A 15,717-nucleotide genomic window follows, 5' to 3' on the forward strand; every position below is an offset into this window, starting at 1 on the left:
TTTTCCCTATCTATCAATAATGCGCGGTCAGGCTGAAGAAGACGCGGGTGGGCTTGCCCTTCTCGGTGGCCACGTCCAGGTTCAGCGGCTTGTTGACTTCCAGCGTTGCGAACAGGTTCTCAAGCAGGTTGGCCCGCACGCCGCCACCGGCCGACGCCAGCGTGACATGGCCGGCCGGCCTCGTGTTCGACAGGCTCCAGACCTGTCCGCCATCATAGAAGGCGTAGAACTGCACACCGTTGGGCAGCAGCGACAGGGCAGGGGAGTAGCGCAGCTCCAGCGACCCGGCCCAGCCATTGTCGCCGGAAATCTCCCCGTCATTATAGCCGCGGCCGAAATTGGGACCGCCCAGGGCGATTTCTTCCGATGCCAGCAGCGGCGTCCTGGTGAACTGGCTGGTCAGCGTCGCCAGAACGCTGAAATCATGCGGCAATTGCTGCACGCGGGTAAGGTCGGCCGTGACCTTCAGATATTCGCTATGACCGGCGGTCCGCGACGCCAGCGGGGCGCCGTGCCCGTTGGCGCCCAGCACGTCCAGCCCCTGGTGCAGGGTGACGCGGGCCGCCGTGATGCCGTACCAATTGTCCGACCGGTCATAGGAGACACCCGTGCGCAGGATGCGCAGCCGGTCCTCGTTGAAGGCGGTGCCAGACAGGTCGGTCTTGACGTTGCGATATTCGAACTCCCCCACCAGCCGCAGATTTTCCATGCGGGACCGGATCAGCGGGTAGGAGATGGTCGCCACCTCGGCCACCACTTCGCTGTCGATTTCAAGCTGCTTCAACTCCCGCCCCGGCGCCGAGTTGGCGTAGGAGGAGGAAAGGCCGACCGTCAGCCCGTTGCTGCCCAGGGATGCCTGATAATTGCCGGCCACCATCCAGGAACGGCGGGCCGGGGTGGACATCTTGGCCGACAACCCCAACCGGTCGGCATGGCTGGCGATGGAATTGGCGGTGACGGAGGCGATCAGTTGGGAACTGCCCAGATAGGGCGAGTTGCGATTGTCATAGGTCAGCGAGGCGTCGATCAGCTTGCGTTCCGCCTTCACCACAATGATGGAGCCGCCCAGAACATCCGGTGAGGGTTCCAGGCTGCCGCGCACCGTCATGCCGGGCAGGTCGTTGGCCAGCAGCAGGCGGCGTTCGATCATGGCGATATTAATCGGCTTGATACCGCGCAGCGGTTCCAGCAGCCGCTCCACCGTATCCCGCGCCGGGCCGATATCGTCGGCATAGACGATGTCGGTGATGGAGCCTTCCACCACGCTGATGCGGAAGCGGCCATCCTCGATCGTCTGTTCCGGCACGATGACGCGGCTGGTGACATAGCCGGCATTGCGGTAACGAAGCTCGATCTCGTTGGCGACGTTGAACAGGTCGCGCACCGTCACGTCCTTGCCGATCAGGTCGGCATAGAGCGGGCGCAGAGCTTCGGCATCAAAGGCGGTATTGCCCTCGATCAGGACGCTGTTCAATCTCAACGTGAAGTTTTCCGCCCCGGCCGGCGCCTCGGCAGCGGAAGCACGCGGAACAGCGATGGCCTGTCCGGGCGCGGACGGGGTGGGCATGACAGGTTGTGGCAGCCCACGCCCCGGTTCGGCCCCCGACGGAAGCGTCGGCTGAACCTGCTGCTGCGCCAGGGCCGGCACGGCCCCTGCCGTCAGGATCACCAGGACCGCCGCTGTTTCCAAAACTGCAACTGCCGCCCCACCAAAACCCTGCCGCAAGACATGGTTCGGACGCTTGCGTTCCGCGATATTCTTCATCTTACCCGCCCCAGCCCCGGATTTCTGCGCCAACATTAATTTGTTAATGATACTGCCGTTTCTTTCTTACAATACGTGCCTGAAAGCGGCGCGGCAACTATATGATTCCGTATAGGAGAAGGTATTTCGATATTGGCACAAAATCCAACCCGGTTTCATTGGGACTCGTCTGTTAACGGCAGATGAACACGTCGATAATTTTCATGTTAAATGCGCAGGTATGCGGTTTGTTTGGAAGAGCGGGTACGGCGTCAGTGATTTGCTTATGGCGTTAGGTGGCCTTTCCTGAATCAGATCCGTCATAGGTCGGTAAAATCAGGCCCGCTTGACCGGGCGTTGGTGCAGATGGGCACCAAAGGAGGGGACAAGCCCAACCCAGGCGAAGGGCGCACTCATTAAGGCTATTTTCCTTAAAGAAACACAACCGAGCGACAGAATGCGCAAGGCGGCAGTCATTGCGGTTCAGGGCAAAGCCATCGGGTATTACCGCCCACCGGACCACGCGGCCGGCCCGGCATTGCCGCGGGCGCCGGTGCCGCCCGCCCGGTGCGAATGGCGCTTTGCCAAAAAGGACGACCCGGGCAAAAGAGGCGCTGCTGGCGCGGGTAGAGGCGGCGCTGGGGTGGGCGGCCTCACGCCTGCGGCCCGCGTACCGCGCGCAGCGGGTCCGCCCGTATCGTCAAACGGCGGAAACCAGACGCGGAGCCAATGGAATGGCATTCATCCGCGACACTGCCTGATGATAGTCCCGTTCCAGGCGATCAACCAGATCGGCTGTGGTTGGTATGTCGTGGATGGCGCCCACCCCTTGCCCGGCGCTCAAGATATCGACCCAGCGCTTGGGTTCCAGAATCTCGCTGATGTCGAAGCCAATCTTCGCCAGATCCTGACGGAACGCGGCGCCCGGCAGGGTTTGTCGAAGGAAGCTGCTGCCGACGCCGTCCACCTCGTCGGTGTAAACGACATCGGTCAGGTTGGAGTCCAGCACCAGCCGCTTCATCTTGTCCGAGGCCATGCTCTCGACCGTGTTGACAAAGCGCGTTCCGACATAGGCGAGGTCGGCACCGGCGGCGATGGCGCCGGCGATCGCCTGCCCATTGCTCATGCAGCCCGCGAGGATGAGGGTCTTGTCACCCAGCAAAGGCTTGAGTTCGCCGATGAAGGCGAACGGATTATAGGTTCCAGAATGTCCCCCCGCACCACCGGCCACCGCGATGATGCCATCGACATTGGCTTCGAGCGCCTTGGCCGCATGCCGTATGTTGATCGCGTCATGGAAGACGAGACCCCCATATGCATGGATCGCGTCGGTCACTTCGCGCGTAATGCCTATACTTGAAATAAGGATCGGGACCTCATATTTCACAGTCAGGGCGAGGTCCGCATCAAGCCTTTTATTTGTGTGATGAACCGGAAGCTGGGCGCCCCATGGCATGCCATAGTTGGCAACCCTTGCGCTGATCTCCTTGAGCCACTGTTCATAGCCCTCGCTTGTCCGCTGATTGAAGGCGGGGAAGGAGCCGACAACACCGGCACGACAACTCTCCGCCACCAGATCAGGCCCGGATACGAGGAACATCGGAGAGACCAGCATCGGCAGGCGCAAGCGGCCTTCAAGGGATCTGGGCAGCAAAGAGGCGCTCCATTCTGTCGTAGGGCCAGCTTGATATGGCGACCGGCAACTGACTAGATTAGTCTAACTTTATAGTCAAATATTTTAATATCGATTTCACCCATGTCAGCGCACTTGCGGGTGTCGACACCATGCCCCATGTCAACGGCGTCCCCTCCCGCCGATCGCAGGATCACGCATCGCAGGTGGTTGGCCGCCAACATGTCCCTGGCCCTCGGTGCGGTTTCTGCCGGCTGATTGATTCCATGAGGGCGGCCCGTCGGCCACCCAAACGGGGTTCCGCCCACTTCTGCGGCCCGAGGTCCCCGAACATCCCTGTTCGATGTCTGCTGTTGACTTCCACATCGGACGTGATAGTCATTATCTGACTTTGAAGTCATTCCCAGGGGGTGCGCGACCGTATCGGCGAACCGGCGAGCTTTCATGTTGATGCTGTCTCGTTGCATCACCGCCCGCCCTCTGTCGTTCTGAGTGGAACACAGACAAGGGCGTGATCAGGATCTGTGGCACCCGGCTATTGAAAAGACAACCAACCAACAAATCGCGTTGAATGGGGAGAAATCGAATGAAGAGAAGTATCGTTTTACTGTCGACCATGACATCGCTAACGGCATTGGTGGGTTCCGTCTTTGCGCAGGCGCCAGGCGCTGACAATGCGGCGGAAACCTTGCAAGCCGGTGGCTATGAGGAACTCCAGGAGATCATTGTCACGGCGCAGAAGCGATCCGACCGGCTTCGCGACGTGCCGCTTTCGATCACCGCCGCGACAGGCGAGCAGCTCAAGGCCGCGGGCATCACGTCAACCGGGGATCTCGAGAAGCTTGTTCCCGGCTTCACGGCAATCAATACAGCGTTCGGCAATCCTGTGTTCTTCATTCGCGGCATCGGATTCAACGATACCACGCTGGGCGTGTCTCCGGCGGTCTCCATCTATATGGATCAGCAGCCATTCTCGTTTTCACCGATGGCACGTGGCGCGGTACTGGATCTGGAGCGGCTGGAGGTGCTCAAGGGCCCGCAAGGCACCCTGTTCGGCCAGAACTCCACGGGCGGCGCGGTCAACTACATCGCCGCGAAGCCCAAGTCGAATTCCGACGCTGGCTTTGAATTCACCTATGGCCGGTTCGGCCAAGCCGATGCGGAAGGGTTCGTCAATACACCGGTCAGCGACACCTTGTCCGTCCGGGTGGCCGCCCGCAGCGAAAATCGAAACGAATGGCAGAAGAACTACATCACGGATGAAAGGTTGGGAAACAAGCGCTTCCTGAGCGGCCGCCTCTCGGCTCTCTGGACACCGATAGACACGGTCAGTGTCCTGCTGACAGCCAATGGGTGGCGTGACCGCTCCGATGCCCAGCAGCCCCAGTTCATTGCCTACACGCCGGCCCGTACCGGCGCCACGGCGAGGCCGGTGCCCTTCCCGATGTCGACCTTCCCGGCGGCACCGCGGGATGCGCGCGCCACTGCCTTTCCCAACGGCTTCGACTACCAGCTCGATAACTGGTTCTCTCAGTTTTCGGCAAACATGGATGCCGATCTGAGTGACGCCGTGCATGTGGCATCGCTGACCACCTACGGACGTTTCGGACAAAGTGTTCCGATCAACTATGGCGGCACCAGCTTCGCCAACGCCTTCTCCATCGACGACGGAGAAATCTCCACCTTCGCCCAGGAGCTTCGGCTGAACGGTGACGTTGCCGGTACCTTGAACTGGATGGTTGGCGCAAACTACAAGTGGGATCATGTCATCGAGACCCAATATGCCAGCCCGCTGATCACCACAAGCGCGCTGGTGGGGCGCATCCCGTTTGACAGTTACGACACCTACAACAACCAGAAGATCACGTCGAAGAGCGTGTTTGGAAGCCTGGACTATGTGATCAATGACCAACTGACGGCGCAGGGTTCAGTCCGCTATAACAAGGAAGATCGCGACTATACCGGTTGCATCAGAGACTCTGGCGACGGCACGCTTGCCGCGGGCATTTCAGCACTGGTCAGAAGGACGTTGGCGCCCGGATCCTGTGTGTCCGTTGCCAGCGACCTTACGGTGCCACCGATTGTCGAAAACTCACTTGTTGAGGACAATGTCTCCTACCGGCTGGGCCTGAACTGGAAGCCGGAGACCGATGCCCTGATCTATGCCAACGTGACCAAGGGCTATAAATCAGGCAGCTTCCCGTCATTGCCGGGCATTTTCGTGGCGTCGCAGGATCCGATCGGGCAGGAGTCGGTCCTGGCGTTCGAAGCCGGCGCAAAAGTCAAGGTGGCGCGCAAGCTCGACATAACGGGCGCTGCCTTCTATTACGATTATCGTGACAAGCAGTTGCTGGGCGCCAAAGCCGACCCCACCTTCGTCATCCTGCCGGCGCTGGTGTCCATTCCCAAAAGCAATGTCAAGGGTGCAGAGCTGTCCCTGACCGCTGGCCCCTTCTCGGGCCTGACCTTCACGTTGAGCGGCACGCACGTGATGACACGTGTCGACCGCAATCCTGTGAATCCGGCCGGACCCTACGGCGAGCCCGGCGATTTCGTCGGACAGGCCTTTCCGTTCACACCGAAATGGCAGGGCTCGGCCAATGCCGATTATCGTTTCCCTGTCAGTTCAACCTTTACCGGCTTCGCCGGCCTCAGCGCCACGGGCCGCACAAAGACAACGGCATCGCTGCTGAGCCATGCCCCCGCGGCGGCGGTCAATGAAGCGCTGATGACCGTTCCAGGCTATGTTCTGGTGGATCTGCGTGCCGGCATCGAAACGGATGATGAGCGCTGGCGGTTCGAAATCTGGGGCCGCAACGTCTTCGACAAATATTATGTAACAGGTACCAAGAAGGTTGGGGATTTCACGTCGAGCTTCACGGGGGCGCCCGCTACCTACGGCATCACCCTTCGATACTCGATGTAACCGATACCCAGTTCGCCAGGATGGACCGGGCCGGGCCGCCGGCACCGCACGACAGCAAGGTCGGCCGGCCCTGTTCATTGGTGTTCGAACGGGCATCCGCAGATGCCCCGTGCTTTCAGGCGAAGTTTGGAGAAGGCGTCGAAGACACCCCTTCGGCCGTCTGTCGAGAGGGGCGGATTTTGCGAAAGAGGCCTGCTGCCTCTCAGGGTACTGCACCAGCATTACGATCAGGAGACTTTCATGAGAATTGCTGTCGTCGGAGCAACCGGCAGAATTGGCGCCAAGCTCACGCGGACCTTGCTGAGCGCCGGGCACCAGGTGAAGGCCCTGTCAAGGGGTGGTGCGGCACTTGACGCACTGGTCAAGAGCGGCGCCGAGCCTGTTCTGGGAAGCTTCGATACCGGGACCGGAGCCCTCAACACAATCTTTCAAGACGTCGAGGCGGCGTTCCTGATGGTCAAGACCGACTGGAGCAACCCGCACGGACACTATCCCGCGGTCGCGCGCCGCTTTGTCGAAGCGCTGAGCACGTCGTCAGTCAAGCTTGCTGTCAGCCTGACGGCCATAGGATCGGAGGTCAAGGGCGAAACCGGCCATTTCGAAGGGTTCTACCACCTGGACGAAGCGCTGAACCAGCTTGAAAATATCGACCTCGTACACCTGCGGGCCGGTTGGTTCATGGAGAATCTGCTGGCGTGGACCGGTGCCGTGGCGCGCCACGGCGCAATCGGCTGGTCACTCAATCCCGATCTGAAAACGCCGTGGGTCGCGATTCAGGACATCGCTCAACTGGCGGCGAATGAGCTGAACAATCCCACCGGTGAGCATCGCGTCATCCGCGAAGTGGGATCGAGTGATCTCACCATGCCCGAGATTGCAGCAATCATGAGCCGGGAGATCGACCGGCCGGTGGAGTATCGCTTCATCGACCGAAACCGGGAATGTATCCAGGCAGAATACCTCAAGAGGTTCGGCGCTCTGGAAAACTGGCTGGACGACAACAATACCCTTGCCGCGCTGAACGACCGTGTCGTGCGGTTTCACGGGGCACGGGCACCGCTGCCCACCACGATGGACGCGTTCATTCGCGACACCTGGAAGCCCGCTTATCTGAAGTCGCTTGCAAACAAGGATGAGCCCGAAACATTCTACACGTGGAGTTCGGCGTCCGGGCGTTGACGATGTCCTTCCGCCATGGGGGAAGGCGGCGATCAACGCACCATGTGCAGGGGCGGCCGCTTACATGCGCAGAATTGCCGCCCCCCGCTTGCATGACCATTCCCACCAGCGATCTGCCGGATTTCAGGGCCCGGACGCCTGCGCCGGGGAGGCGGGGCCACGGCGACTGACGGCAAAGCCATATCATTATGACTCTGCCGTCATTTTTATGAATTTCTTGGTCGATTGAACGGCGATATAGTCCGTTCTGGACACGCTTTCAGTCTTTTCCAGGACGGGCAAAGCGGCATAGGGAGTGAAAGAGCAATGGACTTGAAATTGCAGGGAAAAGTTGCCTTAGTTAACGGCGCAAGTCAGGGGATCGGCTTTGCGATTGCGCATTCCCTCGCGTCTGAAGGCGCTGACCTGCTCATCAGCGCACGAAAGGAAGAGGCGCTGAAACGGGCGGCGGAGCAATTGGCGACGGTGACCGGACGGGAAGTACGAACCGTCGTGGGCGACATCCGAATGCAGGATGGCTGCAACAATATCCTCGCGGCCGTGCAGGCGATTGGCGGCGTGGATATCCTGATCAACAACGATGGCGCCCCCCCGCTGGGCCCCGCGCTGGACTTCGATGATCTGCGCTGGAGCCGGGCATTCGAGCAGAACCTGCTGAGTGTCGTCCGGATGTGCAGGGGGGTCGTTCCGATGATGGAAGCACGCGGTGGGGGGAGCATTGTCAACATCACGGCCGGCACCGCCATCCAACCTTTGCCGAATTTCGGGCTGTCCGTTTCCACATGGGCGGGCGTGATCGGCCTTGCAAAGACCCTGTCCATCGAACTTGCACCAAAGAATATCCGGATCAATACCCTTTGCCCCGGCCTGTTTGACACACCGCGCCTGGATCGCTCGGACAGCGGCGCACCGCCGGATCAGGCGTCAAACTTCAACCTCCAGGAGGTTCTGAAGACCATCCCGCTGGGTCGCAAGGGACAGCCGGCGGAGATTGCTTCGGTCGCAACATTCCTGGCCTCGCCGATGGCGTCCTATGTCACAGGAACGACACTTTCCGTCGATGGCGGCGGAAATCGCGGCCTGTTCTAGGACCATGTCCGTGAAGTGACGTGCAGCCTGATCAGAATTTACGTCTTGGAGATCAAAAATGACCAAATACTGGCCCGCAGAGTTGGCCGTAAAGGCCTTACAGGAAGAGGGCGTTGAGGTCATGTTCGGTATCCTGGGTGGCCACATCCAAGCGATCATCGACTATTCCTACAGGGCCGGCATCAAGATCATCATGACTCGTCATGAACAGGCTGCCGTTCACGCCGCCGACGGCTACGCGAGGATCATGAGAAAGCCCGGAGTGTGCTTTGCGACAGGCGGCCCCGGCATGCTCAACATGATCACCGGCATCCACATGGCGTATGTATCGCGGACGCCGATGGTTTTTCTGTTCGGAGGGCACAAGGAAAAGGAAAGCCATCGGGGTGCGGTTCAGGAGGCGTATGCTGCGGACATCTGCAAGAGCATCACCAAATGGACCGTACGGGTCACCGAACCCGAGATGGCGTCGTATTTTATCCGCAAGGCCTTCAAAGATGCGATGACGCCGCCCTATGGGCCGGTGGGCATTGAGTTTCCGGTGGATACGTTCAATTTTGAACCGATCGAGGCCTCCAGCCAGATTGCCTATCTTCCCGGACAGTGGCGTGAGACCGCCCCCGCCAGGCAGGCAACCGACCCGGCCTATGCGCAACGCGCTGTCGAACTTCTGAGCAAGGCCAAGCGCCCCTTCATCATCGCCGGCGAAGGTGTGCATTGGTCGAACGCTGCCTCCCAGCTCCAGGCCCTGGCAGAGAAACTGCAAATTCCGTTCAATATCCGCCGTCTTGGGCGCGGCGCCATTCCTGAGGATCACCCCCTGTCGATCAGCGGCGGTGCAAGAAAGCGGGTGATCGAAGAAGCAGACGTCGTATTGTTGCTCGGCCTGAATGTGGGATATCTTGAAAGCTTCGGTGAATGGAAAACCAATGCTCAGTTTATTCAGCTACAAAGCTGTGCTGACGATGTCCTGCCCACCTTGCCGACCACGCTGGAAATTGTCGCCGACCCAGGCATGGTGCTGGAGCAGATGCTGGCCGTGAGCAATGTTGTCGATGCTGACAACACGGGTAAGGATATCTGGACCGGCCAGGTACGCGACATCCAGGGAAAATTCCTACAGCGTATGACCGAGGAAGCGGTGAAGGTGTCGCAGGATGCACCGATCCATCCGCGTTGGTTGTCCAAAGTAGTTTCGGATATCATCACGCCCGATATGACCCTGGTTTTCGACTCCTTTACGGCGTCGACATTTCTTGGCGAGCATCTGCTCGCAAAGCAGGGCGCCCAGGTGCTTGATGCCGGCCTGTCCGCGGCCTTCGGACATGGCATCGGAATGGCAATCGGCGCCAAGCTGGCACGGCCGAACGACCGTGTCCTGGTGATGATGGGCGATGCCGGCGTCGGCCTGGGGGGCGGCGATATCGAAACCGCCGTCCGCTATGACATTCCCGTCGTCTATCTGGTCTATAATGACAGCGCGCTTGCCGCCGGACTGGAGCAATACGCTTATGGCGAGAATTTCCGCGTGCTCGGATCCGAGGCCTACAAAGGCTTCAGACTGACGCAGGACGTTCGGTACGACCAGATGTTCGCGCCCCTGGGGTGCCATGTGGAACATGTGGAATCCCCGGCGGACATCGCCCCGGCGCTGGAGCGGGCATTTGCATCCGGCAAGACCGCGGTCATCAATCTGATCGCCACACGCCATTCCCAGCACCCGTTGTACGAAAGCGCCACCGCGCGGGAAATGTTCTGGCATTTGCCGGCGGACGAGGTGGAGGAACCGGTCCGCAAACGGCACCACGAATATCTCTATCCCAAATTCCACAACGGGAAAAAAATCGGGGAGTAAAGTGCATGCGAATGGTGGATTTTTTCGACCGTGGCGCGTCGATTGACAAGACACGCATATGCACCCTGGACCATGACACGGGCCATACGCGAACCTTTGCCGAGGTTCAGCGCGCTTCGCATCAGATCGCGAACGGGCTGCTGTCGGTCGGGGCGGTTCCCGGGCAGACCAAGGTTGCCATCTGGAGCCCCAATTGCGGGCGCGCGCTGGAGTGCGTTCTTGGCGTCGTGCGGGCCGGTGCGATCTGGGTGGCCGTCAACGCGCGCAATGCCCTCCAGGACATCGCCTATCATCTCGACACTACCGATGTTGAAATCCTTCTCTATCACGCCGACTTCGCCGGCCAACTGGATACGCTGAAGCGCGGCTGCGGAAAGCTGCGTCTTTGCGTGCCCATCGAGGTTGGCAGCACCGAAGCGGTTTCGGTCGACACCTGGACATCGCAGGCCTTTCATCCCGCGCCCGAGATCGCCGAAGACCCCACGGCACCGGTGGCGATCTTTGGCTCCGGCGGGACGACCGGCCGGCCGAAAGGCGTCGTATTCTCGAACCGGACTTGGGAATGCATGACGCTCAGCGTCAATATGTCGATGCCTCCCAAGGGCGACCATCCGGTCCATCTGGTCATTTCACCGATGACACACGCCGCCGGGGGGCTGGGGATTTCCCTGCTCGCGGTTGGCGCAACACAGGTGTTCATGAGGGGCTTCCATGCCGACGAGGTTCTGGCGGCCATCGACAAGTACAAGGTCACCCATCTTTTCCTGCCACCAACGGCGGTCTATGGTCTGCTGGCCGATCCGACCGTGAGGCAGCATAACTACGCGTCCTTGGAGTATTTCTTTTATGCTGCGGCGCCGATGTCGGTGGAGAAGGTGCGCGAGGCCCTGGACATCTTCGGGCCGGTGATGGTTCAGGGCTACGGGCAGATGGAAGCCGGACCGCTTATCGGGGCCTGCTTCTCCGCCCGGGACCACTGGCATGCGTTGCACCACAATCCCAAAAGGCTTGCCAGTTGCGGACGCCCCAACATCCTGACAAAACTTCGGATTGTCGATGATGCGGGCAATGCCGTTCCAACCGGCGAGCGAGGAGAGATCATCATCGGCGGCGATTTCCGCATGCTGGAATATTACAAGAACGATGCAGCGACGAATGACACGGTTCGCGACGGCTGGGTCTACACCGGCGATATCGGGCAGATGGATGAGGATGGCTTTCTCTATATCGTTGATCGCAAGAGAGAGATGATCATCACCGGGGGCTTCAACGTGTATCCAGGCGAGGTCGAACAGGTCATTTCGGCACACAAGTCGGTTCAGGATTGTGCAGTGGTTGGTGTGCCTGACGAGAAGTGGGGCGAGGCGGTTAAGGCCGTCATCCAACTCAAGCCGGGCGCACAGGCGGACGGGGCCGAAATCATTGCATTTTGTAAAATGCGCGTTGGCAGCGTGATGGCGCCGAAATCCGTGGAGTTCTGGGACGAACTTCCAAAAAGCCCCGTGGGCAAGGTTCTGAGGCGCGTTGTCCGCGAGAAATTCTGGAATGGACGTGAACGCACCATCGTCTAATACCAGCGGCACGAAATCATGACCGATGGTCAAGCTTTCGTGCGCCTCAATCGCCGGCGGGCGCATCCGCGCCCTTGGCTACGCGGCATAGGTCGCGCGGCGTCAGTCGCCGCCGTACCATCGGTCAAGAATTTTGACCGATGGTATAATACCTGCGGCTGAAAATCTTGACCAATGGCCAAGATTTTCAGCCCCTCAAGCGCCGGTACCAGAGACGTTACGGCGAAACTCGTCACCGGCAACGGCATTCACGAGTGCATCGCCCCAGCCATAGGAAATACAGATGCCCGCCAGAAAAATCGACATGCACTCTCATTGGGGCACAAAGCGCGGCTATCCCATGCAGGATACAGAAGGGGTCGCACTTCAGAAGTCCACCTGGAATACCACGACCAGATATGTGACCGAAGATGAGATGTGCGATTATTTTCGCGCGCAGAACGTGACAGCAATACTGGATCTGACCTTTCCAGTGTTTCTGCCCGTGGAGGAGATGCAGCCTCACCACGACTACGCTTTCGAGGTGCAGAAGGCCCATCCCGATGTGATCCTGGGACACTGGATGCACTTTGATCCGCGCAGCAAGGAGGCGGGGCTTCGGGAGTTGCGACGCTGTGCCGACATCGCCCCGGGATTTCTGGGGATGTGTGTGGCGGGCGCCCACAACATACCCGCCAGCGACCCGATCTTTGACCCCTACTACAAGTTATGCATTGAAGCCAATCTGCCCGTCCTGATCCTTTTGGGGACGACCGCCTATGGTTCGGGGGCGCGCGGTGGCGGCGGTGTTCTTCTGGACAGTGCTCATCCACGCCATCTGGACTATGTAGCGGCGAAATATCCGGACCTTACCATCATCGCCGGTCGCCCGGCCTGGCCATGGCAGCAGGAGGCGATCGCCGTGCTGCTTCACAAGCGCAACGTCTGGTACGAGCTCCATGGATGGTCTCCCAAGTACCACCCGCCGGAGCTCAAATATGAAATCACACGGCGCCTGAAAGACCGGGTGATGTTCGGCGCTGATTATCCGCTGATTTCGTATGAACGGCTTGAGGAAGATTGGCGAGCGGAGGGGTATCACCAGGATGTGCTCGACAAGGTGTTCCACAGGAATGCCGAGGCCTTTTTCCACTCCATCGGACGCACGCTGCCCGGGACCTGAGAGGAACCGGCCAATGGAAATGATCAAGGGAGAGAAGAGTGGACGTTATTCACTATTTTGATCACGGGGTCTATCTCGCGCCTGACCGTGACTGTCTCGTCATGGACGACAAACGCTGGACCTACCGTGAGGCCCAACGCTTGACAATGAAGGTGGCGTCCGCCCTCAGGCGGGACGGCGTCCAGGAGGGGGCAAAAGTCGCCGTCCTGAGCCCGAATGATCCGGCAGCGTTTCTCTGCGTGCTGGGGGCAATACGCGCCCATATGGTGTGGGTCCCCCTCAACCCGCGCAGTTCCACGGAAACCCTCATTACGATCCTGGAAAAGTTCGAGTGCGAGGTCCTGATCTATAACAGCCTCTATGATGATTTCGCGCGGGAGGCGCAGCAGAAGCTGGGTTGCCTGACCCGCCTGTTCTGCGTTGACAAGGACACGTCCATTACCATGTCCGTGGAACAGTGGACGCATACCGCACCGGACACTTTCGATATCGCTCCCGCCGATCCGGATGCTGTTGTCAGCATCGCCACCACAAGTGGAACCACCGGTGCGCCAAAAGGGGTGTTGCAGACACACCGTTTCTACGAGCATCTCGTCTCCTCCATCGTTGCCGTCATGCCGGCCGAGACGCCCCCGCATTATTTGGCGGCAGGGCCCATGACCCATGCGGCCGGCACGGGCACGTTTCACACCTTCGTTCGCGGCGGAACCGTCTTTGTGCTACCGGCGGCAAAGCCCCTTTTGATCGCTTCCGCCATCACGCAATATGGCATCACAGACCTCGTTCTTCCGCCGACGGTGATTTACGGCATGCTGGCCGAGCCGACCATCCGCAGCTTCGATTATCGTTCTCTGCGCTACTTCTGGTATGGGACGGCGCCAATGTCCCCGGACAAGGTTCGCGAAGCTATCGAGATATTCGGGCCCTGCATGGTTTCCGCCTGGGGACAGTCGGAAGCTGTCTGCGGCACGTTCCTGCGCTCCTCGGACTTGGTCAGGAACGGCCAGATCCTGAGCGAAAAGCGATTGGCAAGTTGTGGCCGCAAGTTCCCGTTCACCGATGTCGCTGTCATGGACCCCGACGGAAGGCTTCTTGGCATCAATGCGCATGGAGAACTGGTGATCCGTTCCTCCGGGCTTATGAAGGGCTATTACGAAGACCCCCAGGCGACGGAAGAGGTCTCCCGCTTTGGTTGGCACCACACCGGCGACGTCGGCTATTTCGATGAAGAGGGCTATTTTTATATCGTTGATCGCATGAAGGACATGATCATCTCGGGTGGTTTTAATATCTTTCCCGGTGAGATCGAAAATGTCCTGCTTTCCCACGCCGCCGTAGAGGATTGCGCGGTCATCGGGGTTCCCGACGACAAATGGGGGGAGCGTATCCACGCGGTCATCCAGCTTAAATCCGGGATCAAGGCATCCACCGAAGAGCTGCTGGATCTCTGTCGGGACCGCCTCGCGGGAATGAAGACTCCCAAGTCGCTGGAATTTCGTGAGGAGTTGCCGCGAAGCCCGGTGGGGAAAACGCTGAAACGTGTGCTGCGGGATGAATATTGGGCGGGCCGGTCGCGGAAAGTCTGAACGGCGCGTTTATTGGTTTCCGCTTGCCGAGATGCGGCGGCGGGCGGCCCCCACCGTAGGCGTATGTATGACTGGTGTGCAGGCATCATTGATGTCCACATTGTTGGTCAAAATTTATTGACCGGCGTTGGGGAGGCTGTCCCCCAACGCCGGCGACGGCGCTGAAAAGGGGGCATTGGCGGGAAGGGCGTTAACGGGATTATTGGATGCGCGTCCCGGTCCCTATATAAAAGGGCCGCACATTGGACCCGCCGGCCGCCGCCGGGGGGACGGGACGGGTATTGGATGTCGCGCATATTGATCGTCGAGGATGAAGTATCCCTGCGGGAGGACCTGGGGGTCTTTCTGGAAGCCAAGGGATATGACGTCACGGGGGCCGGTAGCGTGGCCGACGCCATCAGACAGTTGGAAACGTCAAAAGTCGACGTGGTCGTGCTGGATATCGGGCTTCCCGATGGCAATGGCATCGACCTGTTGACGCAGATCCGGGCCCGGTGCGGACTGGATTGCGGCGTCGTGGTGCTGACCAGCCGGCAGGAATTGCAGGACAAGCTTCACGCCCTGGACGCCGGCAGCGACGCCTATCTGGTCAAACATGCCAGCCTGCGCGAGATCGAGGGTACGGTGCGCAATCTGTTGCGGCGCCTGCCATCGGCATCGCCGCCGGAACCGGTCTGGAGCCTGGATCGCAAGGGCCGCGCCTTGACCGCGCCCACGGGGCAGACCGTGTCGCTGACCCCCCGCGAACTGGCCTTCCTGGCCCAACTGGCCGCCGCCGATGGCGAGACCTGCGACCATGGGCAATTGATCACGGTCCTGCGTGAAGACGACGATTTCAGCCTGACCAACCTCAATACCCTGGTGCGGCGGCTGCGGCTGAAGGTGATCGACCGGGTCGGTCATGAGCCGCCGATCCGGGCCACCTATGGAAAGGGCTACAGCTTCGCCGGTCCGATCCACGTCCGGTAAGGC

At 60.0% G+C, this 15,717-nt stretch carries 10 protein-coding genes; 8 read left to right on the top strand and 2 right to left on the bottom strand.

Annotated features, from left to right (window positions below; all coding sequences use genetic code 11):
- Positions 1-13: 13 nt before the first annotated feature.
- Positions 14-1,765, bottom strand: coding sequence for a ShlB/FhaC/HecB family hemolysin secretion/activation protein (locus KBA48_RS06620; protein WP_292904446.1), 1,752 nt, complete (start codon positions 1,763-1,765; stop codon positions 14-16).
- 679 nt (positions 1,766-2,444) lie between these two features.
- Positions 2,445-3,398, bottom strand: a complete 954-nt coding sequence (locus KBA48_RS06625) for a nitronate monooxygenase family protein (protein ID WP_292904448.1) — start codon at positions 3,396-3,398, stop codon at positions 2,445-2,447.
- Positions 3,399-3,963: 565 nt separating this feature from the next.
- Between KBA48_RS06625 and KBA48_RS06630 the strand changes: the two genes are divergently transcribed.
- The 8 genes from KBA48_RS06630 to KBA48_RS06665 all read left to right on the top strand — a co-directional run bounded on the left by KBA48_RS06630 (position 3,964) and on the right by KBA48_RS06665 (position 15,714).
- On the top strand, positions 3,964-6,303 hold the full coding sequence (locus KBA48_RS06630; RefSeq protein ID WP_292904450.1) for a TonB-dependent receptor: 2,340 nt from the start codon (positions 3,964-3,966) through the stop codon (positions 6,301-6,303).
- 240 nt (positions 6,304-6,543) lie between these two features.
- Positions 6,544-7,482, top strand: a complete 939-nt coding sequence (locus tag KBA48_RS06635; protein WP_292904452.1) for an NmrA family NAD(P)-binding protein — start codon at positions 6,544-6,546, stop codon at positions 7,480-7,482.
- 306 nt (positions 7,483-7,788) lie between these two features.
- The gene (locus KBA48_RS06640; protein ID WP_292904454.1) at positions 7,789-8,571 is read left to right on the top strand and encodes an SDR family oxidoreductase; all 783 of its coding nucleotides are present in this window, start codon (positions 7,789-7,791) and stop codon (positions 8,569-8,571) included.
- Between the two features lie 58 nt (positions 8,572-8,629).
- Positions 8,630-10,426, top strand: a complete 1,797-nt coding sequence (locus KBA48_RS06645) for a thiamine pyrophosphate-binding protein (RefSeq protein ID WP_292904456.1) — start codon at positions 8,630-8,632, stop codon at positions 10,424-10,426.
- Positions 10,427-10,431: 5 nt separating this feature from the next.
- Complete coding sequence (locus tag KBA48_RS06650; RefSeq protein WP_292904458.1) at positions 10,432-11,997, top strand: class I adenylate-forming enzyme family protein; 1,566 nt, start codon at positions 10,432-10,434, stop codon at positions 11,995-11,997.
- 283 nt (positions 11,998-12,280) lie between these two features.
- On the top strand, positions 12,281-13,159 hold the full coding sequence (locus KBA48_RS06655) for an amidohydrolase family protein (RefSeq protein WP_292904460.1): 879 nt from the start codon (positions 12,281-12,283) through the stop codon (positions 13,157-13,159).
- Between the two features lie 38 nt (positions 13,160-13,197).
- A complete protein-coding gene (locus tag KBA48_RS06660; RefSeq protein WP_292904462.1) occupies positions 13,198-14,745 on the top strand; it encodes a class I adenylate-forming enzyme family protein in 1,548 nt (515 codons plus the stop codon).
- Positions 14,746-15,030: 285 nt separating this feature from the next.
- Entirely contained in the window at positions 15,031-15,714 is a 684-nt protein-coding gene (locus KBA48_RS06665; protein WP_292904464.1) for a response regulator transcription factor, read from the top strand.
- The last annotated feature ends 3 nt before the right edge of the window (positions 15,715-15,717 follow it).

Source organism: Niveispirillum sp. (assembly GCF_017996735.1).
Classification (GTDB): Bacteria; Pseudomonadota; Alphaproteobacteria; order Azospirillales; family Azospirillaceae; genus Niveispirillum.